The organism is Streptomyces albireticuli, assembly GCF_021228125.1.
Lineage (GTDB): Bacteria > Actinomycetota > Actinomycetes > Streptomycetales > Streptomycetaceae > Streptomyces > Streptomyces albireticuli.
This window is the reverse complement of the sequence record NZ_JAJQQS010000002.1, coordinates 320115-336095: the sequence shown is the minus strand read 5'-3', so window position 1 is coordinate 336095 and position 15981 is coordinate 320115. Positions and strand designations below refer to the sequence as shown.

At 73.2% G+C, this 15981-nt stretch carries 10 protein-coding genes; 1 reads left to right on the top strand and 9 read right to left on the bottom strand.

The features are described from left to right. Positions 1–83: 83 nt before the first annotated feature. Positions 84–605, bottom strand: a complete 522-nt coding sequence (locus LUZ64_RS01635; RefSeq protein ID WP_211305129.1) for a DUF8830 family protein — start codon at positions 603–605, stop codon at positions 84–86. A 155-nt stretch (positions 606–760) separates the two neighbouring features. Continuing rightward, the gene (gene proB, locus LUZ64_RS01630) at positions 761–1882 is read right to left on the bottom strand and encodes a glutamate 5-kinase (protein ID WP_095583700.1); all 1122 of its coding nucleotides are present in this window, start codon (positions 1880–1882) and stop codon (positions 761–763) included. A gap of 300 nt (positions 1883–2182) precedes the next feature. Between proB and LUZ64_RS01625 the strand changes: the two genes are divergently transcribed. Then, complete coding sequence (locus LUZ64_RS01625) at positions 2183–4219, top strand: CDP-glycerol glycerophosphotransferase family protein (protein WP_095583699.1); 2037 nt, start codon at positions 2183–2185, stop codon at positions 4217–4219. A 379-nt stretch (positions 4220–4598) separates the two neighbouring features. On the opposite strand, the gene obgE is transcribed toward LUZ64_RS01625, so the two are convergent. The 7 genes from obgE to LUZ64_RS01590 form a co-directional block, all read right to left on the bottom strand. After that, complete coding sequence (gene obgE, locus LUZ64_RS01620; protein ID WP_095583698.1) at positions 4599–6035, bottom strand: GTPase ObgE; 1437 nt, start codon at positions 6033–6035, stop codon at positions 4599–4601. A 123-nt stretch (positions 6036–6158) separates the two neighbouring features. After that, positions 6159–6416: a 50S ribosomal protein L27 gene (rpmA, locus tag LUZ64_RS01615; protein WP_087928146.1), complete on the bottom strand. Its 258-nt coding sequence runs from the start codon at positions 6414–6416 to the stop codon at positions 6159–6161. A gap of 11 nt (positions 6417–6427) precedes the next feature. Continuing rightward, positions 6428–6748 carry a 50S ribosomal protein L21 gene (rplU, locus tag LUZ64_RS01610; RefSeq protein ID WP_087928145.1) on the bottom strand — a complete coding sequence of 107 codons (321 nt, stop codon included), beginning with the start codon at positions 6746–6748 and terminating at the stop codon, positions 6428–6430. A 227-nt stretch (positions 6749–6975) separates the two neighbouring features. Then, positions 6976–11025, bottom strand: coding sequence for an Rne/Rng family ribonuclease (locus tag LUZ64_RS01605; protein WP_232390135.1), 4050 nt, complete (start codon positions 11023–11025; stop codon positions 6976–6978). Positions 11026–11246: 221 nt separating this feature from the next. Continuing rightward, entirely contained in the window at positions 11247–12032 is a 786-nt protein-coding gene (locus tag LUZ64_RS01600) for a TIGR03936 family radical SAM-associated protein (protein WP_095581015.1), read from the bottom strand. A 164-nt stretch (positions 12033–12196) separates the two neighbouring features. Next, a complete protein-coding gene (locus LUZ64_RS01595; RefSeq protein WP_095581004.1) occupies positions 12197–14122 on the bottom strand; it encodes a TIGR03960 family B12-binding radical SAM protein in 1926 nt (641 codons plus the stop codon). Between the two features lie 200 nt (positions 14123–14322). After that, entirely contained in the window at positions 14323–15936 is a 1614-nt protein-coding gene (locus LUZ64_RS01590) for a CYTH and CHAD domain-containing protein (RefSeq protein ID WP_095581005.1), read from the bottom strand. Positions 15937–15981: the final 45 nt, after the last annotated feature.

Genomic DNA, 15981 nt, shown 5'->3' with positions numbered 1-15981 from the left:
CCGTCCGGCAGCACCGGACCGCTCAGGGCACGGGCACGCCGCCACCGCGGCGGCTCATGGCGGACCGGCGGGAGCACCGCCGCTCAGAACGGGTGCACCCCCACCGGAGTGGCCGGCAGCGGCCCGTACCCCTCGGCGACGCGCTGGTGGTACGTCTCCCGGTCGATGACCTCCAGGCCGACGATCTCCCACGGTGGGAGCCTGGCCGTGGAGCGGTGCTCGCCCCACAGCCGCAGGGCCACCGCCGCCGCGTCGTGCAGATCGCGCGCCTCCTCCCAGTACCGGATCTCGGCGTGGTCGTCGGCGTAGCGGCTCGTCAGCAGAAAGGGGTGGTCGTTGGCCAGCTGTTCGAGGCCCCGGCGGACCTCCGCGAGCGGGGCCTCGGCGCCCGAGACGCTCAGGGTGATGTGCCACAGCCGGGACACCTCGCCGGGAGCCTCCACGGCCGTGGCCGCGGTGCCCTCCGGCTCCCCGCTCTCCGCGCTCTCCCCTCGGTCCAGGCCCGCTCCCACGCTGGTCAGTGTGCGCTCCTCCCCCACGGCCCTGCGGGCGTGCGCGGGAGTGCCCCCACCTCGGGGCAGCGCCCCTGGGCGCGCTCGTCTCACCGGCGGCCTCCTGTTGCTCGGTGCTCGGGGCCGCCTGCCCGTGACGGCCCCCCGCATCAAAGTTGACCAGCCTCCGGGCGGCCGCGTGGCGGTTTTCCGGAAGGTCCCCATGGAAAGGCTGGACTTACTTCACTCTCGCCCGCGGCTGACGCCCGTCAGCGGTGCAGCACGACCAGGTCGTCCCGGTGCACGACCTCGCGCTCGTAGCCGGGGCCCAGGTCCCGGGCGAGATCACGGGTGGAGCGGCCCAGCAGCTGCGGGATCTCCCCCGCGTCGAAGGCGACGAGCCCGCGCGCCACCGCCCGCCCGGCCTGGTCCCGCAGCTCGACGGGGTCACCCGCGGAGAACTCCCCCTCGACCGAGGCGATGCCCGCCGGCAGCAGCGAGGCGCTGCCCTCGATCACGGCCCGCACGGCACCCTCGTCCAGCGTCAGGGCGCCACGCGGGGTGGAAGCGTGCGCGAGCCACAGCAGCCGGTCGGCCGAGCGGCGGCCGGTGCGGTGGAAGAGCGTGCCGGTCGGCCGGCCCGCGAGGGCGTCGGCGGCCTGGCTGGCGGAGGTGAGGACGACGGGGATGCCGGCCGCGGCCGCGATCCGGGCCGCCTCGACCTTGGTGACCATGCCGCCGGTGCCCACGCCCGCCTTGCCGGCGCTGCCGATGGAGACGCCCGCCAGGTCCGCCGGGCCCGCGACCTCGGCGATCCGCGAGGTGCCCGGGGTGCTGGGGTCGCCGTCGTACAGACCGTCGACGTCCGACAGCAGGACCAGCAGGTCGGCCCGGACCAGATGGGCGACCAGCGCCGCCAGCCGGTCGTTGTCACCGAACCGGATCTCGTCCGTGGCGACCGTGTCGTTCTCGTTGACGATCGGCACCGCGCCCATCGCCAGCAGCTGCTCCAGGGTCCGGAACGCGTTGCGGTAGTGCGCGCGGCGGCTGGTGTCGTCCGTGGTCAGCAGCACCTGGCCGACACGGCGGCCGTAGCGCGCGAAGGACGCGGTGTAGCGGGCGACCAGCAGCCCCTGGCCCACGCTGGCGGCGGCCTGCTGGCGGGCCAGGTCGCGCGGCCGGCGCTCCAGGCCCAGCGGCGCCAGGCCCGCGGCGATGGCCCCGGAGGAGACCAGCACGATCTCCCTCGCGCCCGGCTCGCCCGGCGCGCCCCCGCCGGCCTTGGCCAGCGTGTCGACGAGCGCGTCAACGCGGTCGGCGTCCAGCCCCCCGCCCGCGGTGGTGAGTGAGGAGGATCCCACCTTGACCACGATCCTGCGGGCGCCCGTCACCTCCGCCCGCGCCGTCGCCGCCGCCCCTGAATCCGCCCCTGCCCCAGTCACGTACGCACACCTCAAGTGATCGCCGGTCGTCTGTCTGCTCCGGCCCGCAAATCTACCGCGCGGACGATTGTGGTCGTTCGGCCCTATTTTGCGATGATTACCGTCGCGGAAGATTGCTCCCGGACCAGCCGTCGTCATACGGTCGGTAGCTGACCACTGTCCGGCGCCGTCCGATCGCCGCCCGGCCGCGGTCCCCCACCCCAGCACGACCCGCCCTATCCCCCCGTTCTCCTGCCAGGAGCCCGCCCAGTGCCTTCTGCCGGAACAGCCTCCCGCCGAGCCGTACAGCTCGCGGCGCTGCTCGCGATGCTGGTGTTCTTCGCCACCCAGCTCGTGGGAGCCCTGCTGCCCAACGTGCCGCTCTTGATCACCGCCTCGGCGGCGGGCCTCGCGCTCGATCTCTACCTCCAGCACCGGGACCCCGGTCTGGTCGCCGTGCTCGGCAAGATCCGCTTCGATGTCATGGTGCGGCAGCTGCTGCGCGACATGCTGCTCCTGGTCGGGCTGCTGCGCCTGCACGGCGACGGCTCGCTGCGCGACTACGCACCGGTGTTCGTCGGACTGGTCCTCTTCTACGGCTCGCACCTGGCCTGCCAGGCCACCGCGATCATGGTCCGCCGCAGCCGCACGCTCCCCTTCCTCACCCGCAACATCGACACCACCGGCCTGCGCCTGTCCGCCGCGCCGCCGCGCCTGCTCGGCCGCCAGCACGGCCGCCGGCTGCTGCGCTTCGCCGTCCCGGCCACCGTGGGCCTCCTGATCACCGCGGGCACCGAGCGGGTCCTGTGGGCCGAGATCGGCATGGGCCTCGCGGTCCTGCTCGGCCTCGGCGGCACCGCCTACCTGGCGAGCTGGCTCCGCCCCAAGAAGCGCATCGCCAACGACCAGCAGGCCCTGGAGTGGCTGGACCGCTGGCTGGCCGACTACCGCCCGACCGTCGGCATGTACTTCTCCGGCGGCACGAGCTCGGCCTACCAGGCCAACATGTGGCTCTCCACCCTCGCCGCGCTCGACGGCAACCCCGTCATCGTGCTGCGTGAGCGGTTCATGGTGCAGAAGATCGACGCCACCGACGTGCCGATCGTCTGCATCCCCAAGGTCGTGCACCTGATGGCGCTGGAGAAGTCCTCGCTGAAGATGATGCTGCACCCGGCGAACTCCGGTAAGACCTCGCAGGTCCTGCGCATGCCGTCGATCAAGCACGCCTTCACCAACCACGGCGAGAGCGACAAGCTCTCCAGCTGCAACCCGTACTCCAAGGCGTACGACGAGATCTGGGTAGCCGGCCCCGCCGCCCGCGAGCGCTACCAGCTGGCCGACATCGGCGTCGACGACCGCGACGTCGTCGAGGTGGGCCGCCCGCAGCTCGCGCCCATCCAGCCGTACACGGGCGTCCCCACCGGTCAGTACACGACGGTCCTCTACGCGCCGACGTGGGAGGGCTGGGACGGCAACCCCGGCAACACCTCGGTCATGCTCGCCGGCGAGAACATCGTCCGCGCGCTGCTCGCCGACCCCGGGGTCCGGCTGCTCTACAAGCCGCACCCGATGACCGGCTCCGTCGACCCCCGCGCGGGCCGCGCCAACGAGCGCATCCAGGCCATGATCCGCGAGGCCAACACCCGCCGTGACGGCGCCCGCCCCGGCCCGGAGGCCGCCGCCGAGCTGGTGCGCCGCACCGCCGAGCTGGAGCAGCTCACCACCAGCTCCTTCCGGCGCAGCGCCGACGAGATCGAGCGGATGCTGCTCCAGGGCACCCCGGAGAAGGGCCGCTCGGCGCGCGTCGAGTCCGCCACGGCGGCCTGGGAGGCCGCCTACTGGGCCTCGCTGCCGGTCTGGGAGCACCAGATCATCACCTCGGCCCGCCCGGCCCTCTTCACCTGCTTCAACCAGTCCGACCTGCTGATCAGCGACGTCTCCAGCGTCGTCTCGGACTACCTGATCAGCGAGAAGCCGTACGCGGTGGCCAACACCAGCGGCATGGCCGAGGAGGAGTTCCGGGCGGTCTTCCCGACCGTCAGCGCCGCCACGATCCTCACCCCCGAGGCGGAGGGCGTACCGGCGCTCCTCGCTGCCGTCCGCGAGCCCGGCCGGGACGCCCTCGCGGCGGCCCGCGCGGAGCTCAAGGTCCAGCTGCTCGGCCCGTCCGACCCGCCGTCGCTGGTCCGCTTCAACCAGGCCGCGCTGGCGCTGGCCGCGGAGGCCGACGAGCGGCGCGAGCGGATGGAGGCGCGGGCCTCGGAGATCCCGACGCAGCGCGAGGCGGACGAGACGGCGGCAGTCTGAGCCGCCCGCACCGCACGTACGGGGAAGGCCCCGGGAGGAGATCCTCCCGGGGCCTTCCCCGTATCCGCCGCGGGTTCCGGGGGCCTTCCCGGTACGCGCCCGGGGCCGCGGGCCCTCCCCGTAGGCGCGCACGCGCCCGCGGACCCGGGCCGCCCCGTTACCCGCCCCCGGATCCCAGGGGCCTTCCCCGAACGCGCCTCGGGCCCACAGGGCCTTCCCCGAACGCGCCTCAGGTCCGGGGGCTCCCCGTACGCGCCCTCGGGCCCCGGGCCCCCGATACCAGCTCTCGGACCGCGCCCCGCGCGGGCACGACGAAGCCCCCGGGCGCGGAGCACCCGGGGGCCGGAGGGCCGGGGTGAGGGTCAGCCCCTCACGCGCCTCAGAACGGCTTGAAGTCGTCGAACTCGCGCTGGGCCTCGTCCCGCTCCGCCTCGCGCTCGCGACGGCGCGTCGCGGCCGGGCGCGGGGCCTCCAGACGGTGGTCCTCGCCACGGCGGCCGAGCATCTCGGCGCCCGCCATCATGGTGGGCTCCCAGTCGAAGACGACCGCGTTGTCCTCGGCGCCGATGGCCACGCCGTCGCCCGCGCGGGCACCGGCCTTCATCAGCTCGTCCTCGACACCGAGGCGGTTGAGACGGTCGGCCAGGTAACCCACGGCCTCGTCGTTGTTGAAGTCGGTCTGGCGCACCCAGCGCTCCGGCTTCTCGCCGCGCACCCGGTAGATGCCGTCGTCCTCCAGCGTGACCGTGAAGCCCGCGTCGTCCACGGCCTTCGGGCGGATGACGATGCGGGTCGCCTCCTCCTTCGGCTTGGCCGCGCGCGCCTGGGCGATGATGCCGGCCAGCGCGAAGGAGAGCTCCTTCAGGCCCGTACGGGCCACGGCGGACACCTCGAAGACCTGGTAGCCGCGCGCCTCCAGATCCGGGCGGATCATGTCGGCGAGGTCCTGGCCGTCCGGGATGTCGATCTTGTTGAGGACGACGATGCGCGGACGGTCGTCGAGGCCGCCGTACTGCGTCAGCTCGGCCTCGATGACGTCCAGGTCGGAGACCGGGTCGCGGTCGGACTCCAGGGTCGCCGTGTCCAGCACGTGCACCAGCACCGAGCAGCGCTCGACGTGCCGCAGGAACTCCAGGCCGAGGCCCTTGCCCTGGCTCGCGCCCGGGATCAGGCCCGGGACGTCCGCGATGGTGTAGACCGTCGAGCCGGCCGTGACGACGCCCAGGTTCGGGACCAGCGTTGTGAAGGGGTAGTCCGCGATCTTCGGCTTGGCGGCGGAGAGCACCGAGATCAGCGAGGACTTGCCCGCGCTCGGGTAGCCGACCAGCGCCACGTCGGCGACGGTCTTGAGCTCCATGACGATGTCGCGGGACTCGCCCGGCTCGCCGAGCAGCGCGAAGCCGGGGGCCTTGCGGCGGGCCGAGGAGAGCGCGGCGTTGCCGAGACCGCCGCGGCCGCCCTGGCCGGCGACGAAGGTCGTGCCCTCGCCCACCAGGTCGGCGAGGACGTTGCCCTGCTTGTCGAGGACCACGGTGCCGTCCGGCACGGGCAGGACGAGGTCCTGGCCGTCCTTGCCGGAGCGGTTGTCGCCCGCGCCCGGCGCGCCGTTGGTGGCCTTGCGGTGCGGGTTGTGGTGGTACTCGAGGAGCGTGGTGACCGACTGGTCGACGACCAGGGTCACATCGCCGCCACGGCCGCCGTTGCCGCCGTCGGGGCCGCCGAGGGGCTTGAACTTCTCACGGTGAACGGAGGCGCAGCCATGGCCTCCGTTACCCGCGGCGACGTGCAGCTCGACGCGGTCCACGAAGGTGGTCATTGCGGTTGCCTCCAGATACTTACGGGAATGTCTCTGTACTAACACGCCGAGGGCGGACCGGCTTCCCCGTCAGGAAAAGCGGCCCGCCCTCGGAAAGGTGCTTATGTCGTACCGAAAAGCTGATTACTCAGCGATCGGGACGATGTTCACGACCTTGCGGCCACGGTGCGTGCCGAACTCGACCGCACCGGCCTGCAGGGCGAACAGGGTGTCGTCGCCACCGCGACCGACGCCCGCGCCCGGGTGGAAGTGGGTGCCGCGCTGGCGGACCAGGATCTCACCGGCGTTGACGGCCTGGCCGCCGAAGCGCTTGACGCCGAGCCGCTGAGCGTTGGAATCGCGACCGTTCCGAGTGGACGATGCGCCCTTCTTGTGTGCCATGTCTCAGTCCCTTACTTCGCAGCCGTGGGGATGCCGGTGACCTTGATCGCCGTGTACTGCTGGCGGTGACCAATGCGCTTGCGGTAGCCGGTCTTGTTCTTGTACTTCAGGATGTCGATCTTGGCACCCTTGTGGTGGTCCACGATCTCGGCCTGGACCTTGATCCCGGCCAGCACCCACGGGTCGCTGGTGACGGACTCGCCGTCGACCACGAGCAGCGTGGAGAGCTCGACAGAGTCGCCCACCTTGCCGTCGGAAATCTTGTCAACCTCGACGATGTCGCCGACAGCAACCTTGTGCTGGCGACCACCGCTACGCACGATTGCGTACACGCGGATCTCACTCTCTCGCTGATAATCGGGACCTCTGATGCCAGCCGCTCACGCACGGGGCATGCCCGTGAACATCCGAGTGGACGAGCGGCCTCTCCCTGCCGGAGCGGGGAGGGATTTGCTCAGGGGTTTGGCGTACAGACGCCGATGGACAAGGTTACGGGGCCCGGCCCATGGGGTCAAACCGGAGGTCCGGGTCCCAAACGGGACCCGGACCCCGGTGTCGCTCAGTCCTCCGAGGAGGCCGCGGCGGCCGCTTCCGCGGTCTTCTTCGTCGCCCGCTTGGCCGGAGCCTTCTTGGCCGCCGTCTTGGTGGCGGCCTTCTTCGCGGTCGTCTTCTTGGCCGCCGCCGTCTTGGTGGCGGTCTTCTTGGCAGCCGTCTTCTTGGCGGCGGCCGTCTTGGTGGCCGCCTTCTTCGCCGGGGCCTTCTTGGCGGTCTTGGCGGCCGTCTTGCGCGCGGTCTTCTTGACCGGCGCGGCCTCCTCGACCGACTCGGCGGCCTCCGCCACCTCGGCGGCCTCGACCGCCTCGGCCTGCTCGACCAGCTCCACGACCGCCTCGGTGACCTCCTCGGCCGTCGTGGGCTCCGCCGGGGCCTCCTCGGCCTCCGGACGGGCCGCGGACTCGACGACCACCACGGCCGCCTCCGCGTCCGCCGGCGAACCCGCGGGCGCGGACACCCGGCGGGTGGCCCGGCGGCGCGTACGGGCCGGAGCAGCCGGAGCGGGCTCCTCCACGGGCGCCTCCGGGGTCACCGTCTCCACGGGAACCTCGGCGGGGGCCTCGGCGGGGACCTCGACGACGGCCTCGGCCGCCGGCGCGGCCTCCGGCTCGACGACCGGCTCGGCCTCGGCCACCGGCTCGGCCCGGACCGGCTCCACGACGGCCTCCGGCTCGCGCTCCGCCCGCGGGGCGCCGGCCGGGGCCGTCGCCTTACGGGTCGCACGGCGGCGTGTACGGCCACCGCGCTTCGCGGCGTTCTCCGCCTCGGCCGGGCTGCCGAACCACTCCTCGTCACCGCCGACCGACGGCCGCAGGTCGGCCTCGGCGACCGCGACGGGCTCCAGCTCGGGGGCCTCGGCCTCCTCCGCGGACTCCACGGCCTCGGCGGTCTCCGTCACGTGCTCGTGGTCGTGCTCGTGCGCCGGAGCGGCCTTGCCCTTCTTCTTGCCGCGCTTGCCGCCACCGCCGCCACCGACGGTCGTCGGCTGGTCCATGTGGACGATCACGCCGCGGCCGTTGCAGTGCACGCAGGACTCGGAGAAGGACTCCAGCAGGCCCTGGCCGACCCGCTTACGGGTCATCTGGACCAGACCCAGCGAGGTCACCTCGGCGACCTGGTGCTTCGTACGGTCCCGGCCCAGGCACTCCAGCAGACGCCGCAGCACGAGGTCGCGGTTGGCCTCCAGCACCATGTCGATGAAGTCGATCACCACGATGCCACCGAGGTCGCGCAGCCGCAGCTGACGCACGATCTCCTCGGCCGCCTCGAGGTTGTTCTTGGTGACCGTCTCCTCCAGGTTGCCGCCCTGGCCGGTGAACTTGCCGGTGTTGACGTCGACGACGACCATCGCCTCGGTCCGGTCGATCACCAGCGAGCCGCCGCTCGGCAGCCAGACCTTGCGGTCCAGCGCCTTCATCAGCTGCTCGTCGATCCGGTACGTGGCGAAGACGTCGACGTCCGACGTCCACTTCTGCAGCCGGTCGGTCAGGTCCGGGGCGACGTGCGAGACATAGCCGTGGATGGTCTCCCAGGCGGTGTCACCGCTGACGATGACCTTGGAGAAGTCCTCGTTGAAGATGTCGCGGACGACGCGGACGGTCATGTCCGGCTCGCCGTACAGCAGGGTCGGGGCGTTGCCGCTCTTCGCCTTCTTCTGGATCTCTTCCCACTGCGCCTGGAGGCGCTGCACGTCACGGGCCAGCTCGTCCTCGCTGGCGCCCTCCGCGGCGGTACGGACGATGACGCCCGCGTCCTCGGGGACGATCTTCTTGAGGATCTGCTTCAGACGGGCGCGCTCGGTGTCGGGCAGCTTCCGGCTGATGCCGGTCATCGAGCCCTCGGGCACATAGACCAGGTAGCGGCCCGGCAGCGAGACCTGGCTGGTCAGGCGGGCGCCCTTGTGACCGATCGGGTCCTTGGTGACCTGCACGAGCACGGACTGGCCGGACTTCAGCGCGGACTCGATGCGGCGCGGGCCGTTGCCCATGCCGAGCGCCTCGAAGTTGACCTCACCGGCGTACAGGACGGCGTTGCGGCCCTTGCCGATGTCGACGAACGCGGCCTCCATCGACGGCAGCACGTTCTGGACCTTGCCCAGGTAGACGTTGCCGACGTAGCTGGTGGCCTGCTCCTTGTTGACGTAGTGCTCGACGAGGACGTTGTCCTCCAGCACGCCGATCTGGGTGCGCTCACCGCTCTGGCGGACGACCATGACGCGCTCGACGGCCTCGCGGCGGGCCAGGAACTCGGCCTCCGTGATGATCGGCACGCGGCGGCGGCCCTGCTCGCGGCCCTCACGGCGGCGCTGCTTCTTCGCCTCCATGCGGGTCGAGCCCTTGATGGACTGCACCTCGTCGAAGCCCGTGCCCGGCTCGCGCTCCTCGCGCTTGCGGGGCTCGCGGACCTTGACGACGGTCCGCTCCGGGTCGTCGCCGCCCACCTCGGCCTCGGCACCGTCACCACTGCGGCGACGGCGACGGCGGCGACGGCGGCTGCTGGCGGAACCCGCGCCGGACTCCTCGTCCGGCGCCTCCTCCGGCTCCTCCTCGGCGGCCTCTTCCTGCTCGGCACCGTCCTGCTGCTCGTCCTCGGACAGCTCGCCCTCGGCGTCACCGGACTCACCACGGCGACGGCGGCGGCCACCGCGACGACGGCGGCGCGACGGGCGGTCGCCCTCGTCCTCCAGCGCGGCGCCCTCGGTCTCCTCGGCCTCCTCCTCGCCCTCCTCGTCCTGCTGGACGGCGGGGGCGGCAGGGGCCGCGGGGGCGGTCACCGCCTGCTCGGCGGCCTCGGCGGGCTCACCGCGGCGGCGACGGCGACGACGGCCGGCGGGCTGCGGCTGCTCGACGACGGCCTCGGCCGCCTCCTCCTCGGGCTCCTCCTCGACCGGGCCCGCGGCGGCGGCAGCGGCGGCGGTCTCCGGCGTCTGGAACATCGGCTCGGTGAAGACCGGCGCCTGGAAGACGGCGGTCGGCGGGCGCACGGCGCGGCGACGGCCACGCGCGGGGGCGGCGGTCTCCTCGGCCTCGGCGGCCTTGACGGGCTCGGCCTCGCTCACGGGGCCACGGGCACGGCTCGCCTCCTTGGCGGCCTCCAGCGCGGCGGCCGCGGCCTCGGCGTCACCGGCGGCGACACGGCGGCGCGTACGGCCCTTGGCCGGGGCCTCGGCGGCCTCGGCGGGCTGCTCGGCATCGCCGGCGGCGGCCCGGCGGCGGGTACGGCGACCACGGGGCTCAGCGGCGGGGGCCTGCTCCTCCGCCGGGGCGGCGACGGCCTCGGCGGCCTGCTCGGCGACGGGCTCGGCCTCGGCGGCCTGCGGGGCGCCCGCGGGGGCGGTGGCCTTACGGACCGCACGACGACGCGTACGGGCAGGCTTGGCCTCGACCGTCTCCACGGCCTCGGGGGCCTCGGCGACGACCTCGGCCGGGGCCGGCTCGGCCACCGGCGGGGCGACCGTCTCGGCCGTCTGCGGGGAACCGGCGGGCGCGGTGGCCTTGCGCACGGCACGACGGCGCGTACGGGCGGGGGCGGCGGCCGGGGCCTCGGCGGGAGCCTCGACGGCGGCGGGCTCCACGGCGGCGGCCGGGGCCTCCTCCACGACCGGCGGGGCGGTCTCGGCGGCCTGCGGGGCGCCCGCGGGGGCGGTGGCCTTACGGACCGCACGACGACGCGTACGGGCCGGCTTGGCCTCGACCGTCTCCACGGCCTCGGGGGCCTCGGCGACGGGCTCCGCGACGACCTCGGCCGGGGCCGGCTCGGCGGCGGCCTGCTCACCCGTACGGGGAGCGCCGGCCGGGGCGGTGGCCTTGCGGGTCGCGCGGCGGCGGGGGCGGGCCGGGGTGGCCGGCGCCTCGGCGGCCGGGGCCTGCTCGGCCGGTGCGGCGGCGGGCGCCTCCGCGGGGGCGGCCTGCGGGGCCGTCACGGCGGTCTCGGCACCCGACGGCGGGCCCGCGGGGCGGGACGCCGCACGGCGGCGGCGACGCGGCGGCAGTGTGTCGCCGGGGCCGCTGTCGGGGTTATTGGTGGGCTCGGTGGGCTCAGTGGGCTCGAGCATGCGGGCGGTTCTCCCGTCACGCTCCCGGGCGCCGGGCCTTGATCCGGCCGCGGCACCGCGCGATGCGCGGATACCGCCGTCCGGGGCATGGGCGCCGCACGGGAGCTGTCGTCTCGCTCGCCGGGGCCGAAATGGTGGGCACCGGCGAAAGTCTCCTGGTCAATGCGCCTGCCGAACCTGGGTGGCTCCCTGGCGGCGCGGCGGCGCGGCGACGGCCGTCCTTACGCGGGACCTTCCGGCACCTGCGCGGCACCGGCGCTCGGTCCGGCGGCCGTGGTGGTTGTTGCGGCCGGGGAAGCGTCGCGGTCGGGCGCGAGCGGGTCGGTCACCGTGCCGGACTCCTCATCGAGCAGCCCCTGCGCCAGCCTGGTCACCGCAGCGGGGACCGGCGGCGCCAGGTCGGCCGTGGCGCGGAGACCGGACAGGACGTCGTCGGGTCGAACGGCAGGTGTCAAGTGCCGAACAACCAGCCGCAGTATCGCACAGGCACCGACGCCGGGCCTATCGGCCGGACCGTCGAGCGCCTCGAGTCGGGCGACGGCCGCACGCGCGTCGAAGGTGCGCAACCCGTTTTTCGTCCGGCGCTGCACCTCCACCGTCTCCGCGGCGAGGAACGCCGCGACGGCGCGCTCGGCGTCCGCGACCTCGACGCCGTCGAGCCGCATCTCCCAGAGGGATGCCTGGAGCCGGTCGGCGAACGAGGAGGTGTGGGCCTCCACCGCGTCCGTGATGTCGAGCCCGTCGGGCAGCGACTCGTCGAGCAGCTCGCGCAGCTCCTGCGGGTCGCGGACCTCGGCGAGCTGGATCTCCAGGAACTCGGCCTCACTGCCCGTGCCGGTGGGTGCGGCATTGGCGTACGACACCTTGGGGTGCGGGGTGAAGCCGGCCGAGTACGCCATGGGCACCTCGGCACGGCGCAGGGCCCGCTCGAAGGCGCGCTGGAAATCACGGTGGCTGGTGAACCGGAGGCGGCCGCGCTTGGTGTAGCGCAGACGAATGCGCTGCACCACGGGTGCGGGAGGCGGACCTTCGGGCTGACGCTTACCCAGTGTTCTAGTCCTTCGTGAGTGCGGTCGTACTGCTACCTAGAGTACGTGCCCGGCGGAGGGGCGGGTCCCGGAGGGCGCGCGAAAGCCCCGCCGGGGTGCGGCGGGGCTTCGGCGCGGTGGAATCACTTGATGACGGACAGTGGCAGAAGCTTCTTGCCCGTGGGGCCGATCTGGATGCTCGTGTCCATCTGCGGGCAGACGCCGCAGTCGAAGCACGGGGTCCAGCGGCAGTCCTCGACCTCGGTCTCGTCGAGGGCGTCCTGCCAGTCCTCCCAGAGCCAGTCCTTGTCGAGACCGGAGTCCAGGTGGTCCCAGGGCAGGACCTCTTCGTAGGTGCGCTCGCGCGTGGTGTACCAGGCGACGTCGACGCCCTGCCCGGGCAGCGTGCGCTCGGCGCACTTCATCCACAGGTCGTAGCTGAAGTGCTCGCGCCAGCCGTCGAAGCGGCCGCCCGACTCGTAGACCTCGCGGATCACGGCGCCGACGCGGCGGTCACCGCGCGAGAGCAGGCCCTCGATGATGCCGGGCTTGCCGTCGTGGTAGCGGAAGCCGATCGAGCGGCCGTACTTCTTGTCGCCGCGGATCTTGTCGCGCAGCTTCTCCAGGCGGGCGTCGGTCTCCTCGGCGGAGAGCTGCGGCGCCCACTGGAAGGGGGTGTGCGGCTTGGGGACGAATCCACCGATGGAGACCGTGCAGCGGATGTCGTTCTGGCCGGAGACCTTGCGGCCCTCGGCGATGACGTTGACCGCCATGTCGCCGATCTGGAGGACGTCCTCGTCGGTCTCGGTCGGCAGGCCGCACATGAAGTACAGCTTCACCTGGCGCCAGCCGTTGCCGTACGCGGTGGAGACCGTGCGGATCAGGTCCTCCTCCGAGACCATCTTGTTGATGACCTTGCGCATGCGCTCGGAGCCGCCCTCGGGGGCGAAGGTGAGGCCCGACCGGCGGCCGTTGCGCGTCAGCTCGTTCGCGAGGTCGACGTTGAAGGCGTCCACGCGGGTCGACGGCAGGGAGAGGCCGATCTTGTCCTCGGTGTAGCGGTCGGCCAGGCCCTTGGCGATGTCACCGATCTCGGTGTGGTCGGCCGAGGACAGCGACAGCAGGCCGACCTCCTCGAAACCGGTCGCCTTCAGACCCTTCTCGACCATCTCGCCGATGCCGGTGATGCTTCGCTCCCGCACGGGGCGCGTGATCATGCCGGCCTGGCAGAAACGGCAGCCGCGGGTGCAGCCGCGGAAGATCTCGACGGACATCCGCTCGTGGACGGTCTCGGCGAGCGGGACGAGCGGCTGCTTGGGGTAGGGCCACTCGTCGAGGTCCATGACGGTGTGCTTGGACACCCGCCACGGCACGCCGGAGCGGTTGGGCACGACACGGGCGATCCGGCCGTCCTCCAGGTACTCCACGTCGTAGAAGCCCGGGACGTACACGCCACCCGTCTTGGACAGGCGGAGCAGCACCTCCTCGCGGCCACCGGGGCGGCCCTCGGCCTTCCAGGCCCGGATGATGTCGGTGATCTCCAGGACGGCCTGCTCGCCGTCGCCGATCACCGCGCAGTCGATGAAGTCCGCGATGGGCTCGGGGTTGAACGCCGCGTGGCCGCCCGCGAGGACGATCGGGTCGTCGATCGTGCGGTCCTTGGACTCCAGCGGGATGCCCGCGAGGTCCAGGGCCGTGAGCATGTTGGTGTAGCCGAGCTCGGTGGAGAAGCTCAGGCCGAAGACGTCGAAGGCGCGGACCGGGCGGTGCGCGTCCACTGTGAACTGCGGGACCTTGTGCTCGCGCATCAGCGCTTCGAGGTCCGGCCAGACGCTGTACGTGCGCTCGGCGAGGACGCCCTCGCGCTCGTTGAGCACCTCGTAAAGGATCATGACGCCCTGGTTGGGCAGCCCGACCTCGTAGGCATCGGGGTACATGAGCGCCCAACGCACGTCACAGGATTCCCAGGGCTTGACGGTGGAGTTGAGCTCTCCGCCGACGTACTGGATCGGCTTCTGCACATGCGGGAGCAGAGCTTCGAGCTGCGGGAAGACCGAATCGGCAGACATACCCGAAAACCTTCGTGAGCTGACAGGGGTGACCCTCAAGACTAACGCGGGTGGGGCCACCCCTTTGCACGACGATCTTCAAAACCCCGCAGCGGCGGGGAGTAAAGGGCCCAGCGAACGTCGGTTCTCTCTCACGGCGGCTCACCTCCGCGGCAGCGGAGAAGTCGTGCCACCAGCAGAACGATCGACCGCCCGCCCCGTCACGCCCCCAGCGCCCCCCGGTACCGCTTCCGGGACGCCTTGCGCCACAGCTTCGGCAGCTTCGCCTCGTACGCGGCCGACAGCCGCTCCTCGTGCCCGTGCATCAGGCCGAATGTGAAGGTGCTCTCCCCCGCCGCGTGGGCGCGCACGGCGATCTCGCGGAGGGCGCCGCGCGCCATGACGCTGTCCTGGTGGTCGCCCAGCAGGGTCTGGACGGACTTCATGCGAGAGGCGAAGCGCTTGGCGGGCTTGCCGAGGGCGGGGGTCGCCGCCTCCGCGGCGTAGCGGGCGCGCTTGGCGGCCTTGCGGGCGTCGTGGAGGACGGTGTCGCGGTCCGGGCCGGGCTCGGTGGCGAGGGCGTGCTCGACGCGGGCGGCCAGCCGGCCGTAGTCGCGCAGGACGGCCTCGGCCAGCACGGTTCCGGCCGGGCGGGCGGCGGCCGGGCGCAGGGGCGGGTCGGCGAGGAGGGCGTCGAGGGTGTCGAGGAGGGCGAGGTAGCGGTCGCCGTCGAGGACGGCGGTGAGGCGCTTGCGGGAGCCCTTGCGGCGGCCCGCGGCCCAGACGCGCAGCCGGGCGCGGACGGGGCCGAGGACGAGCGGCGCGTCCAGTTCGGCCAGCCGTTCGCGGAGCCGTGCGGCGAGGACCTCGCGGTCGCGGTCGACGCCCAGCTCGGCGGCGAGCCACTTCAGCTCGGCGGCGACGGGGTCGGTGGTCCGCCGGTCGAGGACCTTGCCGTAGGTGCGGAAGGCGCTGCGCAGGCGGCGGGTGGCGACGCGCATCTGGTGGACGGAGTCCTCGGCGTCGCGGCGGACGGCGGGGTCGAGGGTCACGACCGCCTCGACCTGCTCGCGGAGGTAGGCGAGGACGTGGTCGCCGGTGGTGCGCGGGGCGCCGCCCTCGGGGGTCCGCTTCTTCCCGGCCGGCTTCTTCCCGCCTTTCGGCGGCCGCTTCCCGGCCTTCGGCCGCTTCTCGGGCTTCGCCCGCTCCTTCCCCGGCTCCGGCCGGGTCGCGGCCAGCGCGCGGGCCAGCTTGGAGGGGGCGTCGGAGGGGCGCAGGCCGGCCTCGCGGAGGTGGGGTTCGACGGTATCGAGGAAATCGGGGTCGCCGTCGGGGGCGAGCTCGATCTCGTACTCGGTCCAGTGGGTGGTGCCGCCGCCGGGCGCGAGGAGGTCCGCGGTGACCGTGTCGGCGCTGGCCTCGGCGAGGAGGGTGCCGTCGGCGTCGAGGAGGTGGCGCACGTCGCGGTGGGAGCGGATGCGGACGAGCGGCTGGAGTCCGCTGCGCCGGATCCGGGAGCGTACGAGGTCGGTGAGGCCGCGCGGGACGTCCGGGGACAGCGGGGCGCGGATCTCGTCGCGCACCCCGGGGGCCACGGGGAGTTTGAGGTGCCAGCCGGCGTCCTGGCCGCCGGTGCGGCGGCGGAGGGTGATGCCCGCCGCGGCCAGCCGGTGGTCGGTGGTGTCGTAGTAGACGGCGTCGAGCTCGGCCGTCCCCCGGTCGGTGACGGTGGCGACGCCCGGGATCCGGCCGAGGTCGGGCGGCAGGGCCGGGCCGGCGCCGTTCCGGTCACCGGTTTCGTACTTCCGCTCGATCTCTCGCACGGTGTCCGCCATGTGCTCGAATCTAGTGCCCCGGAGGCTTCCGCGGCAGTCCCCCGG